At 64.2% G+C, this 17,601-nt stretch carries 15 protein-coding genes and 1 pseudogene; 12 read left to right on the forward strand and 4 right to left on the reverse strand.

Annotated features, from left to right (window positions below):
• Complete coding sequence (locus AC0NIE_RS16445) at positions 1–771, forward strand: exodeoxyribonuclease III (RefSeq protein ID WP_473489936.1); 771 nt, start codon at positions 1–3, stop codon at positions 769–771.
• Positions 772–1,010: 239 nt separating this feature from the next.
• Here the strand turns inward: AC0NIE_RS16445 and AC0NIE_RS16450 are convergent, their stop codons facing one another.
• Positions 1,011–1,475, reverse strand: coding sequence for a GFA family protein (locus AC0NIE_RS16450; RefSeq protein ID WP_473489935.1), 465 nt, complete (start codon positions 1,473–1,475; stop codon positions 1,011–1,013).
• A 75-nt stretch (positions 1,476–1,550) separates the two neighbouring features.
• Between AC0NIE_RS16450 and AC0NIE_RS16455 the strand changes: the two genes are divergently transcribed.
• Positions 1,551–3,197, forward strand: a complete 1,647-nt coding sequence (locus AC0NIE_RS16455; protein ID WP_473489934.1) for a WD40 repeat domain-containing protein — start codon at positions 1,551–1,553, stop codon at positions 3,195–3,197.
• 332 nt (positions 3,198–3,529) lie between these two features.
• On the forward strand, positions 3,530–5,536 hold the full coding sequence (locus AC0NIE_RS16460) for an amidase (RefSeq protein WP_473489933.1): 2,007 nt from the start codon (positions 3,530–3,532) through the stop codon (positions 5,534–5,536).
• A 62-nt stretch (positions 5,537–5,598) separates the two neighbouring features.
• Here AC0NIE_RS16460 and AC0NIE_RS16465 read toward each other — a convergent pair whose 3' ends face one another.
• Entirely contained in the window at positions 5,599–5,928 is a 330-nt protein-coding gene (locus AC0NIE_RS16465; RefSeq protein ID WP_473489932.1) for a hypothetical protein, read from the reverse strand.
• A 279-nt stretch (positions 5,929–6,207) separates the two neighbouring features.
• Between AC0NIE_RS16465 and AC0NIE_RS16470 the strand changes: the two genes are divergently transcribed.
• From AC0NIE_RS16470 to AC0NIE_RS16480, 3 genes are all read left to right on the forward strand, one after another.
• Entirely contained in the window at positions 6,208–6,468 is a 261-nt protein-coding gene (locus tag AC0NIE_RS16470; protein WP_473489931.1) for a hypothetical protein, read from the forward strand.
• Positions 6,469–6,774: 306 nt separating this feature from the next.
• Positions 6,775–8,397 (forward strand): ABC-F family ATP-binding cassette domain-containing protein, encoded by a 1,623-nt coding sequence (locus AC0NIE_RS16475; protein WP_473489930.1) that lies wholly within the window; start codon positions 6,775–6,777, stop codon positions 8,395–8,397.
• Between the two features lie 416 nt (positions 8,398–8,813).
• Complete coding sequence (locus tag AC0NIE_RS16480; RefSeq protein WP_473489929.1) at positions 8,814–10,118, forward strand: mechanosensitive ion channel family protein; 1,305 nt, start codon at positions 8,814–8,816, stop codon at positions 10,116–10,118.
• Between the two features lie 391 nt (positions 10,119–10,509).
• On the opposite strand, the gene AC0NIE_RS16485 is transcribed toward AC0NIE_RS16480, so the two are convergent.
• Entirely contained in the window at positions 10,510–11,664 is a 1,155-nt protein-coding gene (locus tag AC0NIE_RS16485) for an IS4 family transposase (RefSeq protein ID WP_474047177.1), read from the reverse strand.
• Between the two features lie 254 nt (positions 11,665–11,918).
• Between AC0NIE_RS16485 and AC0NIE_RS16490 the strand changes: the two genes are divergently transcribed.
• From AC0NIE_RS16490 to AC0NIE_RS16510, 5 genes and pseudogenes are all read left to right on the forward strand, one after another.
• Positions 11,919–13,022 carry a KamA family radical SAM protein gene (locus AC0NIE_RS16490; RefSeq protein ID WP_473488232.1) on the forward strand — a complete coding sequence of 368 codons (1,104 nt, stop codon included), beginning with the start codon at positions 11,919–11,921 and terminating at the stop codon, positions 13,020–13,022.
• Positions 13,023–13,411: 389 nt separating this feature from the next.
• A complete protein-coding gene (locus AC0NIE_RS16495) occupies positions 13,412–14,083 on the forward strand; it encodes a BA14K family protein (protein WP_473488225.1) in 672 nt (223 codons plus the stop codon).
• Between the two features lie 121 nt (positions 14,084–14,204).
• Positions 14,205–14,534, forward strand: coding sequence for a DUF2934 domain-containing protein (locus AC0NIE_RS16500; RefSeq protein WP_473488224.1), 330 nt, complete (start codon positions 14,205–14,207; stop codon positions 14,532–14,534).
• Positions 14,535–14,537: 3 nt separating this feature from the next.
• Entirely contained in the window at positions 14,538–14,687 is a 150-nt protein-coding gene (locus AC0NIE_RS16505; RefSeq protein ID WP_023677295.1) for a hypothetical protein, read from the forward strand.
• A 395-nt stretch (positions 14,688–15,082) separates the two neighbouring features.
• Positions 15,083–15,190: pseudogene (locus AC0NIE_RS16510) on the forward strand (BA14K family protein); the annotation flags it as partial.
• 155 nt (positions 15,191–15,345) lie between these two features.
• On the opposite strand, the gene AC0NIE_RS16515 reads toward AC0NIE_RS16510, so the two are convergent.
• Positions 15,346–15,576, reverse strand: coding sequence for a hypothetical protein (locus tag AC0NIE_RS16515; protein WP_473488223.1), 231 nt, complete (start codon positions 15,574–15,576; stop codon positions 15,346–15,348).
• A gap of 58 nt (positions 15,577–15,634) precedes the next feature.
• Here AC0NIE_RS16515 and AC0NIE_RS16520 point away from each other — a divergent pair, with 58 nt between their 5' ends.
• Complete coding sequence (locus tag AC0NIE_RS16520; RefSeq protein WP_287177408.1) at positions 15,635–17,359, forward strand: adenylate/guanylate cyclase domain-containing protein; 1,725 nt, start codon at positions 15,635–15,637, stop codon at positions 17,357–17,359.
• Positions 17,360–17,601 lie beyond the last annotated feature (242 nt).

Here is a 17,601-nt window from a genome sequence, read left to right on the forward strand (position 1 = left end):
ATGAAGATCGCCACCTTCAACATCAACAACATCAACGGCCGGCTGCAAAACCTACTCGCCTGGCTGACTGTCGCCAAGCCCGACATCGTCTGCCTGCAGGAACTGAAAGCAAGGCAGACGCAGTTTCCGCGCACAGCACTCGCCGCGGCCGGCTATGGCGCGGTGTGGGTGGGGCAGCCGACCTGGAACGGCGTCGCCATACTGGCGCGGGGTTCAGAACCCGTTCTGATCCGCGAGGCGCTGCCCGGCGACGACAGCGACAACCAGGCCCGCTATATCGAGGCGGCGGTCAACGGCATCGTCGTCGCCTGCCTCTATGCGCCGAACGGCAACCCGCAGCCCGGTCCGAAATTCAGCTATAAGCTTGCCTGGCACGAGCGCCTGAACGCACATGCGGCGGAGCTGTTCGACACCGGTCTGCCGGTGGTGCTGGCCGGCGACTACAACATCGTGCCCGAGCCGCGCGACATCTACCCGACCCGCTCCTATGACGACAATGCGCTGGTGCAGCCGGAAAGCCGCGCCGCCTTCGCAGCACTGCTCGACCAGGGCTGGACCGACGCACTGCGCAAGAAGCACCCGAAGGAGACGCTCTACACATTCTGGGATTATCGCCGCAACCGCTGGCAGCGCGACGCCGGCCTGCGGCTGGATCATATACTGCTCTCGAAGAAGCTGGCGCGCCGGCTGACCGCGGCAGGCATCGACCGCGACGTCCGCGGCGAGCCCGGCGCCAGCGACCACGCCCCGGTGTGGGTGGAATTGCGGTGAGGGCGGAGAGCCATTCTCCCCCCTTGTGGGGGAGATGCCCGGCAGGGCAGAGGGGGGCGCGAAGGATCGCAACCATAATTCATACTGTGACCAGCGGAATTAACACGAGCGCACAATTGCGGTTGCTTGCAAAGTCGGCGGGACAGCGCCCCCCTCTGTCCTGCCGGACATCTCCCCCACAAGGGGGGAGATTGGCCGTCATTGGCGCTTTCGCCAATCTTATCCCTTCATGCAACCAGTCACACCGGTCGCGCCCCTTCGCGCGCAAAGGCCTCGATCAAAGGCGCATATCCCTCAAGGTCGGGTTGGGTGGCGAAGCTGTGGCTGGCGGCGGTCGTTGCCCAGGGCAGCTTTTCTGAAGTGAAGACCTCGACGAAGGGCACGTACCAATGGTGATCGTCCAGCATGGTAGCGCGGACATTGACGAAGAAGTCCAGGCCGTGCGGGTGCGTGAACATCCAGTTCTTGCAGTGCGGGCAATAGAGTTGCCGGTGCGGCCCATGCATGCCGCCGACCACCGGCTCGCCCTGCGTAACGGTGAAGCCGTTGCTTGGCACGGCCATGGTCAGGGAATAAGCGCTCGCGCTCAGCTTCTGACAACCGGTGCAATGACAGGCCATTGTAAGCAAGGGCGGCGCACTTATCCGAAAGCGTATCCCGCCGCACAGGCAGCCGCCGTCCCAAGGTAATTTCCACTCATCCATCGCTTGGCCTCGATCGGTCTTGAGCCCTGCCGAGCGATTCTAGCGCGCGACCGGGCAACATTGCGGCGACCGAGAGTGTCGCCAGGCCATATCGAGCGCTTTGGCGCAGGCGAGCGTTTTGCGCTCGCTGTTTCGCTGGTAATCTTCGGAATTGAACCGGGCATCGACAAGCCCGGCGCCGACCTGCATCATTGCGGGCGAAGCGAACAGCGGCGCGAGGGGAGCCCGATGAACAGGTTTGTCGACAGGCTGCTCGCAATGCTGCTGCTGGCGATCGGCATGCTCTGCTTCACACGCGTGTATTTCGCGCTGGGCGACGAGGGCGCCGGCGACGCTTTCGCGTCGGTGCGCCTGGCTTTCTTCGCAGCGGCGGGCGTTGTCTCAGCCCTTGCAGCCCTGCTGTTCTGGGCCGGCCTGTTGCCGGGCCGATCGACGCACGATCCGAAGGTGCCGCTGTTCGGCAGGGGTGCCGAAACGCAACCCGGCGGACGACCACGCCTGCGGCGGCTCTTTGCCGTCGTTCCGTTCCTCGCCGTGCTCGCTCTGGTGGCCGACCAGCTCGGCCCCTGGTCGCGGCAGCCACAGGACGCCGGTAGAAGCCTGACCGCCGAGCAAACCGTGCCGAGCGCGCCGGAAGGCCAAGACGTCACCAGCGCACCGGCCCCGGAACCGGAAGCGATACAGCCGCCAGCTCCTGCCTCGCCATCCGAGGTCGCGCTGGCCCCACCTGTCTCACCGCCGGAGCCTGCTCCAGTCTCGGCTGCGCCACCGCAGACCGTCGCGCCGCTGCCACAGGCTCCGCCGCCGCAGCCGACTGAGCCCGACGGCCACCGCGAGCCCGTCGTCTGGCTGGCGGTGGCGCCCGACGGTCACTCGATCATGAGCGCCAGCACCGACCGCACGATCAAGCTCTGGGATATCGACGGCAAGCGCCTGATCCGCACCCTTGGCGTCCACAAGGACATGGCGCGTACCGCGCTTTTCCTGCCCGATGGGGCGCGGGCGCTGACGGCGGGCGACGACGGCGAGATCGTGCTGCGCCAGCTCTCCGATGGCGCGGTGCTGCACGTCTTCTCGTCAGGCCAGAACGGCGGCGTCAACAAGCTGGCGATCAGCCCGGACGGCAAACGTGCCGTCAGCGGGCACGACACCGGCAGGGTCATCGTCTGGGATATCGAGAAAGGCTCGGTTCTGCATGTGATGCTGGGGCACGACTGGTCGATCAGCGGGGTCGCCGTCTCGCCCGACGGCACACGCGCGATCAGCGGCAGTATCGAGGGCACGCTAAAACTATGGGACATCGGCACCGGCAAGCAGCTGCGCAGCTGGCACGGGCATGAGCGCGGCCCCTATGGCGTGGTGTTCATGGCCGACGGGCGCCATCTGATCACCGGCAGCGGCGACTATACGATCAAGCTCTGGGATCTCGACAGCGGCCGCGAAGTGCGGCGCCTCGAGGGCCATTCGGGCACGGTGTATGCGCTGGCGCTGTCGGCCGACGGCAAGCGGCTGCTGTCCGGCTCGCTCGACGGCACGGCACGGCTGTGGGACATGGAAACCGGCAGTGAGACCGCCCTGTTCGACAGCCGGTCCGGACCGGTCTACGCCGTGGCGTTCGCCGCCGACGGCACGGTGCTGACCGGCGGCTACGACCGAACCATCCGGGACTGGCCGGCGGGCGGCGGCGATGCCGTGGCGCTGTTTCCGGGCGCGCCGGAGTGATGTGCGAAGGTGGCGCGCGACGCTCGACGTTACAGAAAGGAGGGCCGCCGCCGACGCTGCCAATCTCCCCCCTCGTGGGGGAGATGCCCGGCAGGGCAGAGGGGGGCGCGAAGGATCGCCAGCCTTTGCTCTAACTCATTCTCAACCAGGAACCAGTCTGCGGGCGTAGCTACGAATGGTTGACAGGTCGGCGGGACAGCGCCCCCCTCGTCCTGCCGGACATCTCCCCCACAAGGGGGGAGATCGGCTGTCACGGCCGCCTTCGCAAAACCCCTTTACGGCATCGGCTTTCGAGGCCAATACCGCTTCGAGAACCAAGCGTTGGGGACAAAATGACCAATCTCCATATCGTTGAGGCGTCGATCGAACAGCTGCGGCGGGCGCTGGAGGCCGGCACCGTCACCAGCGTCGAGCTGGTCGGTGCCTGCCTGCGCAGGATCGCCATGTATGACCGCCATGGCATCGCCCTCAATGCCGTTCCTGTGCTCAATCCCAAAATGTTCGAGGAGGCCGCCGCGTCCGACCGTCGCCGCAGGAATGGTGCGACGCTCGGGCCGCTGGACGGCATCCCCTATACCGCCAAGGACAGCTACAAGGTGAAAGGCCTGACGGTCGCTGCCGGCTCGCCGGCCTTCGAGCATCTCGTCGCCAACGAGGACGCCTTCACCATCGGGCGGCTGCGGGCCGGCGGCGCGGTGCTGATCGGGCTGACCAACATGCCGCCGATGGCCAATGGCGGCATGCAGCGCGGCGTCTACGGAAGGGCGGAAAGCCCCTACAATGCCGCATACCTGACGGCCGCCTTCGCGTCGGGCTCGTCGAATGGTTCCGGGACAGCGACGGCGGCCAGCTTCGCCGCCTTCGGGCTCGGCGAGGAGACATGGTCGTCCGGCCGGGCGCCGGCGTCGAACAATGCGCTGGTTGCCTACACGCCGTCGCGCGGCGTCATTTCGGTGCGCGGCAACTGGCCGCTGGTGCCGACGATGGACGTGGTGGTGCCGCATACGCGCAGCGTGCGCGATATGCTCGAACTGCTCGACGTGATCGTCGCCGACGACCCGGACACCACCGGCGATTTCTGGCGCGCGCAGCCCTGGGTGGCGCTGCCGAAGAGCTCGGATGTACGGCCGCCACGCTACACCGGGCTCAGGCTGGAGGGGGCGCTGCAAGGCATGCGGCTCGGCGTGCCCCGCATGTATATCAGCCGCGATACGGAGGCTGACGTTCCGATCCAGACCCGCGCGTCGGTGCTCGACCTGTGGGAGCAGGCGGCAGCGGATTTGCGACGGCTCGGCGCTGATGTGGTCGAGGTCGATTTTCCCGTCGTCTCCAACTACGAGCGCGACCGGCCGGGCACCAAAAACATGGTCGATCGCGGGCTGGTTCCGGAAGGATTCGCCGAGCGCGAGATCTGGGACCTGTGCGTCTTCGCCTGGGACGATTTCCTGCGCGCCAATGCCGACCCCGCGATCCCCGATCTGTCCTCGGTCGACGGCGCAAAGATCTTTCCGCAGCCGCCGGGCACACTGCCGGACCGCTATGGCGACAGCTTCGATCTGGCGGAATATGTCGAGCGGGCCAAACGCGGCCTCACCCCATTCCAGGCCATTTCCGGGCTGGAGGCCGGGCTGAAAGGCCTAGAGGCGACGCGGCGGATCGACTTCGAGGATTGGCTCGACGCGCAAGGGCTCGACGCGGTGGTGTTTCCCGCCGTCGCCGACGTCGGGCCGGCCGATGCGGATGTCAACGAGGCCTCCGCAGCGCTGGCCTGGCGCAACGGCACCTGGGTCGCCAACGGCAATCTGGTGTGGCGCCATCTCGGTATTCCGACCGTTACCGTGCCGATGGGCACGATGGCCGATATCGGCATGCCGGTCGGGTTGACCTTCGCCGGCAAGGCTTATGACGATACGAAGCTGCTGCGGCTGGCCGGCGACTTCGAACGCTCAGGCGCGCGCCGCAGCCGGCCGCCGCGCACGCCGGAGCTTCCCGACGATGTTTTTTGCGCCCGGCCTTCCGCCCGCCGGCCCGGCGAGGCGCCGCCGCTGACCCTTGCCGCCGAGACGCGCCGCGCGGGTGATCAAGACGAGATAACGGTCACGCTAGATGTGGCCGGAACGGGAATCGAGACCAGCGTGAAAGTCCATGTCAACGGCGAGCCCATTCGCATGCAGCGGACCAGCGCGCGCTTCACCGGTCGTGCAGTCGTACCGGCCAAAGAGCATGAGAGAATCCACAGCGTCTGGCGTGGCGCGTACGGCTCGATCGTCAGCGCCGTCGTGCGTCTTGAAGACGGACGCGCCGCCGGCGCCTACGTGGTGACCGGTGGAATTGGATGACCACCGCGCTTCGCCTTGTGCTGCGGCAGGCAGCACGTCTGCGGCCAGTCCCTCAATCCGCGTCAGTCCGGCTTGCAGGGGTCGGCCTTGGCCGCCGCTGTCTTTTCACCCTCCTGCTGCGCCTCGACATCCTGCTGCGAAGTGGCAAGGTTTTTGTCGCCACCGGCTTCCTGGTTGGCAAGCGGCATGGTGTTGCCGGTCTTGTTGGTCGGGCCGCCCTCTACCCTGTTGCCGGCATTCGCATCAGTTTCGAGGGGCGCACGCGTTGCGTCTTTTGCGACGCCTGATTGAGCTTCGATCGATGCGGTCGTCTCATGGCAGGTGGCGCTTGCCGTGCCGGCGCTCAGGCCGATCATAGAGGTGGCGAGCAAAATAGCGGTAAGCGTCTTCATCTCATCCTCCTTTCGGTGTTTGAGGTCATCTTTCTAAACTGCCGGCACTATCTGAGGTTCCGCTATTCGGTTCGAACCTCAAACGGAACGATCAGCGGGTCCTTCCGGACCGGGAGCCAATTGTAAACCAATAGTTGTACCGGCGCAGCCGTTACTCGACATGGTACTTGCGCCACCCCTAAAATAATGAGATGCTGGTTTTGGGTTATTGGGTAACGAGTGTTGGGTAGGGAGAAGGCGTCTCGACTGTTGTAAGTTCCGGGACGGCTTTGGGAATTCATGAAACTCCTGCGGTTCCTGGTGGGCATCCTCACCATGTCGTCTGTCGTGGCGATTTCGACTTATTGGGCAACGGGTTCAATCTGGAAGGCGACCGGCGGGATGATCATTGCCTTGATCGTTTTGCAGGTTGGGTATTTTGTCTATCTCCTCCGGGCGGCCTATAGGCCCGGCGCGGAAGCCGCAGGAGCTGACCCCCCTGAGAGTATTGCCTGTGAGAGTATTGCCTGGCTCGACCGTGGAGCTGGTGTCCGGCTCTAGCGCGTTTTGCAGCCAAGTGGAATCACTTGGCGCCGTAGAAATGCGGCTAAAACAAATAGATAGAGCGGGATGCCCAGTTTGGTTTGAACGCATCCGCTCTAGCTGAGACCGGAACCGAAGGCCATCAGTTCGAGACCGGACGGGTCCGGCAATGTCCATTGGACGTCCCGCAGGGTCAGCCAACCAGCCATATATATCAGCCCGGTTCGGACAATTTGGCACGCAACCTCATGCTTTGCGGGCTTCCGCAGGCGCGGCCTATCGCGTATTGGCGCGGGGAAAATCCCTTGGGCACGCGTGAAAAGCATGATTCGACTGGAAAGCATCAGCAAGCAGAACGGGCGGCAGATCGTCTTCATCGAGGCCTCCGCCTCCCTGCAGAAGGGCGAGAAGGTCGGGCTGGTCGGCCCCAACGGCGCCGGCAAGACGACGCTGTTTCGCATGATCAACGGCGAGGAGCAGCCCGACGAGGGCCAGGTCTCCGTCGATCGCGGCGTCACCATCGGCTATTTCAGCCAGGATGTCGGCGACATGGCGGGCCGCAGCGCGGTAGCCGAAGTGATGGACGGCGCCGGGCCGGTGAGCGAAGTGGCGGCCGAGATGGGCGAACTCGAAGCCGCCATGGGCGATCCCGATCGCGGCGATGAGATGGAGGCGATCATCGCCCGCTACGGCGACCTGCAGGCGCGGTTCGAGGAGCTCGACGGCTATGCGCTGGATGGCCGCGCCCGCGAGGTTCTGGACGGCCTTGGCTTCAGCCAGGAGATGATGGACGGCGACGTCGCAAAACTTTCCGGCGGCTGGAAGATGCGCGTGGCGCTGGCCAGGATCCTGCTGATGCGGCCCGACGCCATGCTGCTCGACGAGCCGAGCAACCATCTCGACCTGGAAAGCCTGATCTGGCTGGAGCAGTTCCTGAAAAATTACGACGGCGCGCTGCTGATGACCTCGCACGACCGCGAGTTCATGAACCGCATCGTCAACAAGGTGGTCGAGATCGATGGCGGCTCGCTGACCGCTTACTCCGGCAACTATGAATTCTACCAGCAGCAGCGGGCGATCGCCGACCGGCAGCAGCAGGCGCAGTTCGAGCGCCAGCAGGCGATGCTGGCCAAGGAAATCGCTTTCATCGAGCGCTTCAAGGCGCGCGCTTCGCATGCAGCCCAGGTGCAGAGCCGGGTGAAGAAGCTGGAGAAGATCGACCGCGTCGAGCCGCCCAAGCGCCGCCAGAAAGTGTCGTTCGACTTCCAGCCGGCGCCGCGCTGCGGCGAAGACGTGGTGACGCTGAAGAACGTCCACAAGGGCTATGGCAGCCGCTCGATCTACGAGGGGCTGGACTTCCAGGTGCGCCGCCGCGAGCGGTGGTGCGTGATGGGCATCAACGGCGCCGGCAAGTCGACGCTGTTGAAGCTGGTGGCCGGCGCTTCCGAGCCGGACGATGGCACGGTGGCGCGCGGCCCGAGCGTCAGGATGGGCTATTTCGCCCAGCACGCCATGGAAGTGCTGGAGGGCGAGCGCACCGTGTTCCAGACGCTGGAGGACGCCTTTCCGCAGGCAGGCCAGGCGCCGCTACGCGCGTTGGCCGGCTGCTTCGGCTTTTCCGGCGACGAGATCGAGAAGAAATGCCGGGTGCTGTCGGGCGGCGAGAAGGCGCGGCTGGTGATGGCGCTGATGCTGTTCGACCCGCCAAACCTTCTGGTGCTGGACGAGCCGACCAACCACCTCGACATCGCCACCAAGGAAATGCTGATCACAGCACTTTCGCAGTATGAGGGCACCATGCTGTTCGTCTCGCACGACCGCCACTTTCTCGCCGCGCTGTCGAACCGCGTGCTGGAGCTGACGCCCGAGGGCATCCACACCTATGGCGGCGGCTATACGGAGTATGTCGAGAGGACGGGGCAGGAGGCGCCTGGGCTGCGGAGCTAAGCTGCCGCGAGAGCACAGGGCCGAGCGGCTCGGCGTCGTTGGCCTGAGGGGGGCGGGACTGGCGCCGAGCCTAACCGGTTGGGGGGTAGATCACCGGCCATTTAGATACATACGCCCAACCTAATATAAGAGCAAGCTAATGTTATGCGTTAGCGGTTTCCAGCGGCTGTTTCCAATCGGTGGATGTTTCCGGCCGCCGCTTCCCGGCCGCGGGCTTAAACCGGGTGATGGAACTGGCGCCAGAAGGCATCCGTGGCGGCGGCTGACATGTCCAGCGCACCGGCCAGAGGCGCCGGGACTGCGGGGCTGAGGCGCAGAGCGGGGGCGCTGAAGGCGTCTCGATCGCCGGCTTGACCCTTCACGAGGCCGGCGACATTGTGGATGGCTGTTCGCCAGTCCATAACGGTCGTGTGGGAATGGATTTTCGCAACGCCCTCGATGAATCGCTGGCCTGGGCCAGCCGATGGTTCGACTACGCCGTGACGCCGTGGTTTTTCTATCAGGCTGCCATCATCGTCGTGCTCTTCCTGGTCGCGAAGCTCGCGGCGCAGCGCATCGAACCGCTCGTGGAGGACCGGGCACGCCAGATCAAGGGGCATCCCGGACTGTTGAGGGTCGTGGTTGCCCTGTTGCGGCGCACCGACTGGATCCTGTTCACGGTCTTCCTGCTTGCCGCGCTCATTCTCATGCGCGCCATCACCTGGCCAAGCCGGAGCCATTTCATCTATATCGCGCTCTCGTTATCCCTCGCGTGGCTGTTCGCGTCGGTGCTGTCGCGCATCATCCGCAACCGCCTCGTTGCGCGGGCTCTCGGCTGGCTGACCTGGATCTATGCTGCCCTTGTCATCCTGGGCATCGATGACGACGCTGCGGCTTTCCTGGACAGCCTGGCAATACCTTTGGGCGCGGTGCGCCTTTCGGCGCTCATGGTGCTGAAAGCGGCGCTGCTGCTGATCGCCACGGTTTGGCTTGCGGTGGTCGTCGGCAAGTATATCGATGAGCGCGTCCGGATCTCCGAAGAGCTGACACCCTCGATCCGCGTCCTCGTCGGCAAGGTCGCAAAGATCGGCCTTGTGCTGGTGGCGGGTGCCATCGCCCTGTCTTCCGTCGGTCTCGACCTGACGGCTCTGACGATATTCTCCGGCGCCGTCGGCGTCGGCCTGGCTTTCGGACTGCAAAAGGTCGTTTCAAATTTCGTCTCCGGCATGATCATCCTGCTCGACAAGTCGATCAAGCCGGGCGACACCATTTCGCTCGAAGGTACTTTCGGCTGGGTTCGCGAATTGCGGGCGCGGTTCGTCTCGGTGGTGACGCGCGACGGCCGCGAATTCCTGATCCCGAACGAAGACTTCATCACCCAAAGGGTCATCAACTGGTCGTTCAGCGATAACCTTGTGCGGCTCGACGTCAATTTCGGGGTCTCTTACGACGCCGACCCACATAAGGTCAGCGAACTGGCGATAGCGGCCGCCATGAGCGTCGGCCGGGTCGAAGCGGACCGGCGGCCGGTCTGCTGGCTCACCGACTTCGGCGAGTCCTCGCTCAATTTCGTCCTGCGCTTCTGGATCCACGACCCTCAGCAAGGTCTGACCAACGTGCGCGGCAGGGTACTGCTGGCGCTGTGGGACACTTTTAGGGAAAACGGCATAGACATCCCCTATCCGCATCGCGAGATCATCATGAAGCCGGATGGACGCGCTGAGAAATCAGGCGGACGCTGATGCTGCCAATCTCCCCCCTTGTGGCCCCTTGTGGGGGTTGAGGAGTGGTCCGCGCAGCGGACGGAAAGCCAATTGCTTGGCTTTCCGAACGACGAACGCCCGGCAGGGCAGAGGGGGGCGCGAAGGATCGCCAACCTTGCTCGTGCGCGGTTAGCTTGGAGTGTGCGTCTTTCTGAACGCGCAAAGGACGTTCTAAGCTGAGAGACGTCGTAGGGACAGCGCCCCATAGGCGCTAACTTAGGGCATGAGCGTTATCCTTGCTGCGGCGGATTGGCTTTTTCGTCGCCTCGGTGGATCGCAGACGTGGCGGATGATTTCGGCAAAGCGCGCCACGATTTTTCCCGGCCGCATCACGATCAGTATGGCGTTGAGGATTGCAGGACGCAGGAGACTATGCAGCCTCCAAAGGGACAGCGATTGCGCTGTGGGTGGTTTCATCTTCACAGGGGGGAGAGTCGAGAACGTCGGTGACGGCCTCGTCGATCATCAGCGCCAGGATCAGATGGGCTGTCAGCCAGCTTCGAGCGAGCCGCTCATCGCGTGCGGGAAGCTTATGGATACCCATTCCACTCTTGAGCCGCTTGAAGGCGAGTTCGACTTGCCAGCGCAGCCGATAGGTTTGCAGAACCTCGTCGGCCGCCAATTCATCGGCTGGGATCGACGTCAGCAGCATGACGAAGCCTGCTGCGGTGAGGGTCATCGGGTGCAGCCTCTTGCTGCCACGTCGCTGATGCCCTCGCCTTGCCGCCTTCTGTGCTTTTTGCGTGGCCTCCTCATCCTTGCGCTTGACGATGAGCCTCGCCGGCAAGAGCGGCTTGCCTCGGCTCTTGCTCGTGCGGCCTGAATGCTCCAGGAGCACGCTCATCTCGCAAACTTCACCGGGCTGCAAGGGCTCAAAGATGGCGTTCCAGTCGACCCGTTGCCCTTCGGGCGTGGTCAGCCGAACACTGTTCCAGCCCGTGCGCACGATGAAGTCGCCGCCCGCCGCCACCACCTTTTCAAGGGACGGGGTACGAGCGTAGGCGCGATCGCCGACAACGATGTCGCCTTGGCGAAGCGGAACACGAAAGAAGCCTTCACCGCCGCGAGCGTCGCTAATCTCCAGATGCGTGAACCGCGCAAGCGCAGGTTCGTAGGTGGCGTGCAGCCGCCAGTCCGTGCCGGCACTGCCGGGGTGCGAGATCGAACTGCCATCGACGACGCGCAGCCGACGCCCCGTCGCCGCGGTACTTTTGACACAAGCGTTTTCCAGCAAGGCGCCTGCGATGCAGCCAAGCCAATCGGCCGCTCCACGCAAGCGCTTCAAAAGAGCAACATCGGAAAGGCTCGCAACGTCGTTCATCCCGGCCCAGGCGGCCGCCGAGCGCAGGCTCATCCCGCCGGGGCCATAGGCCAAGGCCAGACGCAGCAATGTCGCTGCGTCCGCAACATTGCGACGACGTACCAGCGCTCCCGTCGCTCGCGCCGTCGTGTCAAGATCAACACATTGCGACAGTCTCGAGATCAGAGCCTGCCAGTCGCTTTCAATGGAATCATTCCTTTGCATCTGGCCTAGGAATCACATCTCGATTCCACCACTCTACCCCTAAGGTTAGCGCCTATGGGACAGCGCCCCCCTCTGTCCTGCCGGACATCTCCCCCACTTGGGGGGAGATTGGCAGCTTCGCCGCTGAGCGCAGCCTTTCCTCCGTGCCATCCAGCAAGGGTTCAAGCCCTGGCTTCAATGCTGTATCCAGCCCCGAGTTCAAGGAGCCTTCGATGACCTCACACCTCGACGACGCCAGCATGGATGCAGCCGGCATGGCGGCAGATGACGAGCGCGCCAGCGACGCCGACGCCACGTGGCAGGACGATGTTCGCGCCGGCGTGCGGCATGTGCGCGATCTGGATTCGCTGCCGCTGTCGCCAGCCGAGCGCGCGGCGGCTCAAGCCGCGGCCACGCGCCACAAGGTTCGCATCCCAAAAGCCTATCTCGACCTGATCGACTGGAGCGACCCCGCCGATCCCATCCGGGTGCAGGTCATCCCGTCGCCCGAAGAACTGACCGAGTTGGAAGGCGAGCTCGACGACCCGATCGCCGACCACGCCTTCAGTCCGGTGCCGCGACTGACACATCGCCATGCCGACCGGGTGCTGTTGTTCCCGACCTATCAGTGCGCGGTCTATTGCCGGTTCTGCTTCCGCAAGGAGTCGCTGACCTCGATCGGCCGCGGTTTTTCGCGCGAGGCGCTGGAGCCGGCCTTTGCCTATATCGAGGAACACCCCGAAATCCGCGAGGTGATCCTGACCGGCGGCGACCCGCTGTCGCTGCCGGACAGGGCGCTGGCGGAAATCCGCGCCCGCCTCGAGGCGGTTGCGCATGTGCGGCTCTTACGCATCCACACGCGTGTGCCCGTGGCTCTGCCCTCGCGCGTCACATCGGGGCTGGTTCGCTCCCTGCAGGGCCGGCTGATGGTCACGGTCGTCACCCATTTCAACCACGCGCGGGAGATCACTGATGCCGCCGAGCAGGCCTGTCGCGCGTTGCGGCAAGGCGGCTTTGTGCTGTTGAACCAGAGCGTTCTGCTGAAAGGCATCAACGACACGGTCGAGGTGCTGGAGGAGCTGTTCCGGGAGCTGATGTACCGCCTCGGCGTCAAACCCTATTACCTGCACCATGGCGACCTCGCGCGCGGCATGGCGCACCGGCGCACCACTATCCACCAGGGACAGGCGCTGGCCAGCGCGCTCCGCGCGCGCCTGTCGGGCATCTGCAATCCCGTCTATGTGCTGGACCTGCCGGATGGCGGCGGCAAAGTGCCGCTCGGCCCGTGCTATGTCGAGGCGCAGGACGGCGAGACGTGGCGGATTCGCGGGCAGGATGGCGAGCTGAGGACCTATACGGAGCTTATCGGCGACCTCTGAAACCTTGGTTCTCGCCCCCGCAAGCGGGCAGGGCATCGCATATCAGAACTGCCCCCTCATCCGGCCGCGGAGCCTGTCCTCGGGCTTGCCGGAGGCAAGACCCGTGGGCGGCCACCTTCTCCCCGGCGGGGAGAAGAGAGAAGCGTCAGCCCTGGCTCCTTTCCCCTTGGGGAGAGGTCGGATTGTCCCGAATTGCCCTTCGCAATTCGGTTGGCAATCCGGGTGAGGGGGCCATTTGCGATAGCCCTGCCGTGAAGCGGCGGAGAGGTGGCTCGGCGAAGCGGCCGGAGAGGGGCCTTCCTTTCAGCGCCGGAAGCTTCTGCTGCCGCGCCTGGTGGAACCGGATCCAATGCCTCGCAGTTTAAAGATGGCGGATAAAGGAGCGTGGCGTGAAAGCCTTATCGGCGGTACTTGGCGGCTTCGTGCTGACGCTGGCGGTTTTCGCCAGCGGGTTGGCGTTCGCCGTCTGGATTCTTTCCGCCGAGCCGGTGCGGCAGGCCGCCCCGACCTCCAGCGTCGCCGAACTGTGGCCGAGGGAGCCGCGGAAGGTGAACCCCGCTTCGCAGCGTCTTGAGCGCCTTCCCGCCCGCGAGGTCCCACGCGAGGTCCCGGTTGATCGCACCTCGAAACCTGCCGATACCGCAGCTCCGGCGCCCGAACCCACCGTAACCGGCTCTATCAAGCCGGCGACGGATGAGCAGCAGGTCATGCCCGCCGCCCATGTGGAATGGTGCGCAAGCCGCTACCGCTCCTACAGGCCAAGCGACGACCACTACACATCCTACAGCGGAGAGCAGCGTCCCTGCATCTCGCCCTATCTCGATGCCGGCGCGGCCGAGCCCGCCGCACAACCTCCCGACGATGGCGCCAGCTATGTCGAGGCGACCGACACGTGGCCAATGGATGGCGACGTCCCGTCGGATGAGGGCGCATCGTATTGGGACGCCGCCCAGCTTCCGCCCGACCACGTGGACTATTGCTTCAGCCGCTACCGCTCCTATCGACCGGAAGACAACAGCTACCAGCCCTACTCCGGCGGCCCGCGCCGACAGTGCGAGTAGGGCAGGGGGCGGGTGGCGGGCCGCCGCAGTGCATGGCGCCTTGTGCGACCGCCGATCACGCAGATTTCTTGGATCGTTCGGGTTGGCACGGCGTTCATCCGATACCAAAGGAGGAATCAACATGGCCGACGATCGGGAAGACAAGATTCGTGAGCGCGCATACCAGATCTGGGAACGCGAAGGTGGGATCCATGGCGATCCCGAGCGGCACTGGCACCGGGCCGAGGCCGAGATCGACAGGGAGGCAGCCCTGCCGCTGACGGCAGGCGATGCCCTGCCGGAAACCCGCGAGGTCGCGAGCTCCGACGTCTTGACGGTGGAGGCCCTGGCGGTGCGCACCGGCATATCGGGCGAACAGGCGCAGGAGCTGATCGACAGGCTGGGAAACGACCGGGCGGCGATCGAACAAGCCGCGCGCAACCTCAAGGGGAACCAGCGCCTCGGGGAGTGACAGATGATCAGAAAGCTCAAAGACGGAAAATACCGCCTCTATTCGCGCAAGAAGGACGAAAAGACCGGCAAGCGCCGCAATCTCGGGACGTTTGACACCCGCGAGGCTGCGGAGAAGCACGAACGCGAGGTGCAGTATTTCAAGAGGCATTGAGGCGGCGTGCCGTCGCTTGCCAGGCAGCCGCGCCGGATGACTGGCGGAACCTGAGCCTGCGAAGACGGCGGCCACGCATCTCTGCGCCGACACTTTACGAGAACATGGTGCGTCCACCAAGCCTTAGTCCGAAAGCAGGTAGCGACGCCTATGGCGCTCGCCCGCGGATTTTAGCACGGTACGCAATTTGTTCAGAACCGTACCTGATGCACCTCGCGCAAGCGGCATCAACCTTTCAGTGACGAAGCGTTCGCTTGCGACGTGGCCAAGCGGACTATTGTACTCTCTAAATGCATCACCGCGCCGCTCCCGACCATGGCGCCAGCTATGTCGAGGCGAGCGACACGTGGCCAATGGGTGGCGACGTCCCGTCGGATGAAACCGGCGCCGCTTAGCTTCCGCCCGACCACGTGCAATATTGCTTCAGCCGCTACCGCTCCTATCGGCCGGAAGACAACAGCTACCATCCCTATTCCGGCGGCCCGCGCAGGCAGTGCGAGTAGGCAGGCGCAGGCGCCTCGCGCGCCTGTCGGGCATAGGCAAACTACGTGCTGGACTTGCCGGAAGGCGGAGGGAAGGCGCCGCTCGGGCCGTGCTATGTCGAGGCGCGGGACGGTGAGGCGTGGCGGATTCGCGAGATCGAGAAGAAATGCCTCGGTTAAGGACTGTCTTTATTCAAGCCACGGCATGCAGAGAAATCGGATATCCGTGAACGGCCTGTTTTGACCCTTTCGAGACCTTCCGGAGTCGAATTCCCTTCTTGAAAGCCGACATTGGCCGGAACCAGCACTCGCGACCCGAAGCAGTCATTGACTGTTGAAGGCTCAATGTCCCGAAAGGGGTAGGAGACCATCATTCCACCCAGGTAGCCGTTCTCGTTGCTGGCCACGATGGACTCCTCCGTGCGGCGCAAATACAATCGATCCAACCAGTGAGGCGATCACTTAATGGCTGATGAACGCGTCAAGCGCCGTCTTGCCGCCATCGCTGTGGCCGACGTGGTCGGCTACAGCCGAATGATGGAGGCGGATGAGGCGGGTACGCTGGCGGCACTGAAGGAGCGGCGCAAGGCGATCCTGGAGCCGATCGTTCGCGATCGCGGCGGGCGGATCGTCAAGCTTATGGGCGACGGCGTGCTGATGGAGTTCACCAGCGCGGTGAACGCGGTCGAGGCTGCAGTCGAACTACAGGCCAAAATGGCGGAGGCCAACCAATCCGTCACCGAGCACCGCCGCATATTGCTGCGTATCGGCATCAACCTGGGCGACGTGATCGGTGAGGGCTCGGACATCTATGGCGACGGTGTGAACGTTGCGGCTCGCCTCGAAGCCTTGGCAGAGCCAGGCGGGGTCTGCGTCTCGGCCAAGGTTCATGAGGAATTGCGAGGCAAAGGCAACGCTGCCTTCGAGGACATGGGCGAGGTGGCGCTCAAGAATATCGTCAGACCGGTGCGGGTTTACCGTGTGGAAACGAGTACTGGTCAAGTGGGCGGGCGGGCCGCAACGACGTCTGCTGCCAGGCCCTCCATTGCCGTTTTGCCATTCGACAATCTGAGCGGCGATCCCAGTCAACAATACCTTTCGGACGGCATCACGGAGGACATCACCACCGAGTTGTCGCGGTTCAGAAATCTTACCGTCGCGGCGCGTCACGCTTCGTTCCATCTTGCCAGGATGGGCATCAACCCAATGCAGGCCGCCCGCGATCTGGGCGCGAACTACGTCATCGAAGGTAGTGTGCGGAAGGCGGGCGAGCGGATTCGCATTACTGCACAGTTGATCGACGCAAGGACAGGCAACCACGTCTGGGCGGAGCGGTATGATCGCGAATGCGACGACATTTTTGCTGTGCAGGACGAAGTCGTGGCAGCAATCGTGACGACGCTCGAGGGGCGAATGGTGGCCGCTGCTGCTCTTCAGGTGCGCAAGCGGCCAACGTCGAGCTGGACGGCCTATGACTTTTTCCTGCAGGGCCGGGAGCTGGCCGACGCCAACATGGAGAAGGAGGCCGTTCCGCTTTTTTCCCGCGCGACGGCGATCGATCCCGATTTTGCGCACGCTCACGCCTGGCTGGCGATCGCTCTCCTCGGCCGCTACTGGTTCGACACCGATCCACGAACGCTGCACGAAGCGTCACTTGCCGCACAAAGAGCCATGGAGTTGGACAGCAACGATCCGACGGTCCACCACGCCAACGGCATGGTCATGGTGTGGCTCCGCGAATACGAACGGGCCGGCGTCCATTTCGACCGCGCCGTCGCTCTCAATCCGGCCGATGCGCAAATTCGCGCGGACCGAGCGAATTGGTTGCGATACGCCGGCCGGCCGGAGGAAGCTCTGGCTTCAATCGACGACGCGCTGAAGAGAACCCCGTTTCCACCACACTGGTTCTGGGTAATTCGCGCCAAAATTTTGTTGGAACTGAGGAGATATGGCGAAGTCGTAGCGGCCTTGGACAACATGCCAAAAAAGGATCACCCCGCTTGGCTCACACTGGCGGCCGCCCATGACCATCTCGGCCATGCCGCTCTCGCTGCGCATGCGCTGGCGAAGGCTCGCGAACTTAGACCCAGCATCTCATCGCGGGAACTGATCGCTGTGAATCCTTATGCTCACCGAGATGCGCTCAAACCTCTGCTCGATGGCCTGCGCAACGCCGGATTGCCGGAGTAAGTAGGCCGCCAATGGGACATTGAAAATTTACACCACGCGGCGAGTTCACCGGAACGCATGCGGATGGCTTCGCGGTCGCAAACGATAGTTCGTCCCTTGAGGTTGCGAAACACCGCGCCTCTTGCCCCGGCCGTAGGCTACGCGAGGAGTGGGTGACGAATGCGGCGTTTCGCGTTCGTATCGTGAATGCACCCAAAGATGGCGCGACCGAGCCGGCGGTAGGATTCGGCTCTGCCGTACAG

Source organism: Mesorhizobium sp. WSM4842 (assembly GCF_055901575.1).

What these genes read in the sequence shown, in the direction of transcription:
- AC0NIE_RS16445 (WP_473489936.1), top strand. Translation starts at nt 1, where the DNA reads ATGAAGATCGCCACCTTCAACATCAACAACATCAACGGCCGGCTGCAA.
- AC0NIE_RS16450 (WP_473489935.1), bottom strand. Translation starts at nt 1,475, where the DNA reads ATGGATGAGTGGAAATTACCTTGGGACGGCGGCTGCCTGTGCGGCGGG.
- AC0NIE_RS16460 (WP_473489933.1), top strand. Translation starts at nt 3,530, where the DNA reads ATGACCAATCTCCATATCGTTGAGGCGTCGATCGAACAGCTGCGGCGG.
- AC0NIE_RS16465 (WP_473489932.1), bottom strand. Translation starts at nt 5,928, where the DNA reads ATGAAGACGCTTACCGCTATTTTGCTCGCCACCTCTATGATCGGCCTG.
- AC0NIE_RS16470 (WP_473489931.1), top strand. Translation starts at nt 6,208, where the DNA reads ATGAAACTCCTGCGGTTCCTGGTGGGCATCCTCACCATGTCGTCTGTC.
- AC0NIE_RS16475 (WP_473489930.1), top strand. Translation starts at nt 6,775, where the DNA reads ATGATTCGACTGGAAAGCATCAGCAAGCAGAACGGGCGGCAGATCGTC.
- AC0NIE_RS16480 (WP_473489929.1), top strand. Translation starts at nt 8,814, where the DNA reads ATGGATTTTCGCAACGCCCTCGATGAATCGCTGGCCTGGGCCAGCCGA.
- AC0NIE_RS16485 (WP_474047177.1), bottom strand. Translation starts at nt 11,664, where the DNA reads ATGCAAAGGAATGATTCCATTGAAAGCGACTGGCAGGCTCTGATCTCG.
- AC0NIE_RS16490 (WP_473488232.1), top strand. Translation starts at nt 11,919, where the DNA reads ATGGCGGCAGATGACGAGCGCGCCAGCGACGCCGACGCCACGTGGCAG.
- AC0NIE_RS16500 (WP_473488224.1), top strand. Translation starts at nt 14,205, where the DNA reads ATGGCCGACGATCGGGAAGACAAGATTCGTGAGCGCGCATACCAGATC.
- AC0NIE_RS16505 (WP_023677295.1), top strand. Translation starts at nt 14,538, where the DNA reads ATGATCAGAAAGCTCAAAGACGGAAAATACCGCCTCTATTCGCGCAAG.
- AC0NIE_RS16520 (WP_287177408.1), top strand. Translation starts at nt 15,635, where the DNA reads ATGGCTGATGAACGCGTCAAGCGCCGTCTTGCCGCCATCGCTGTGGCC.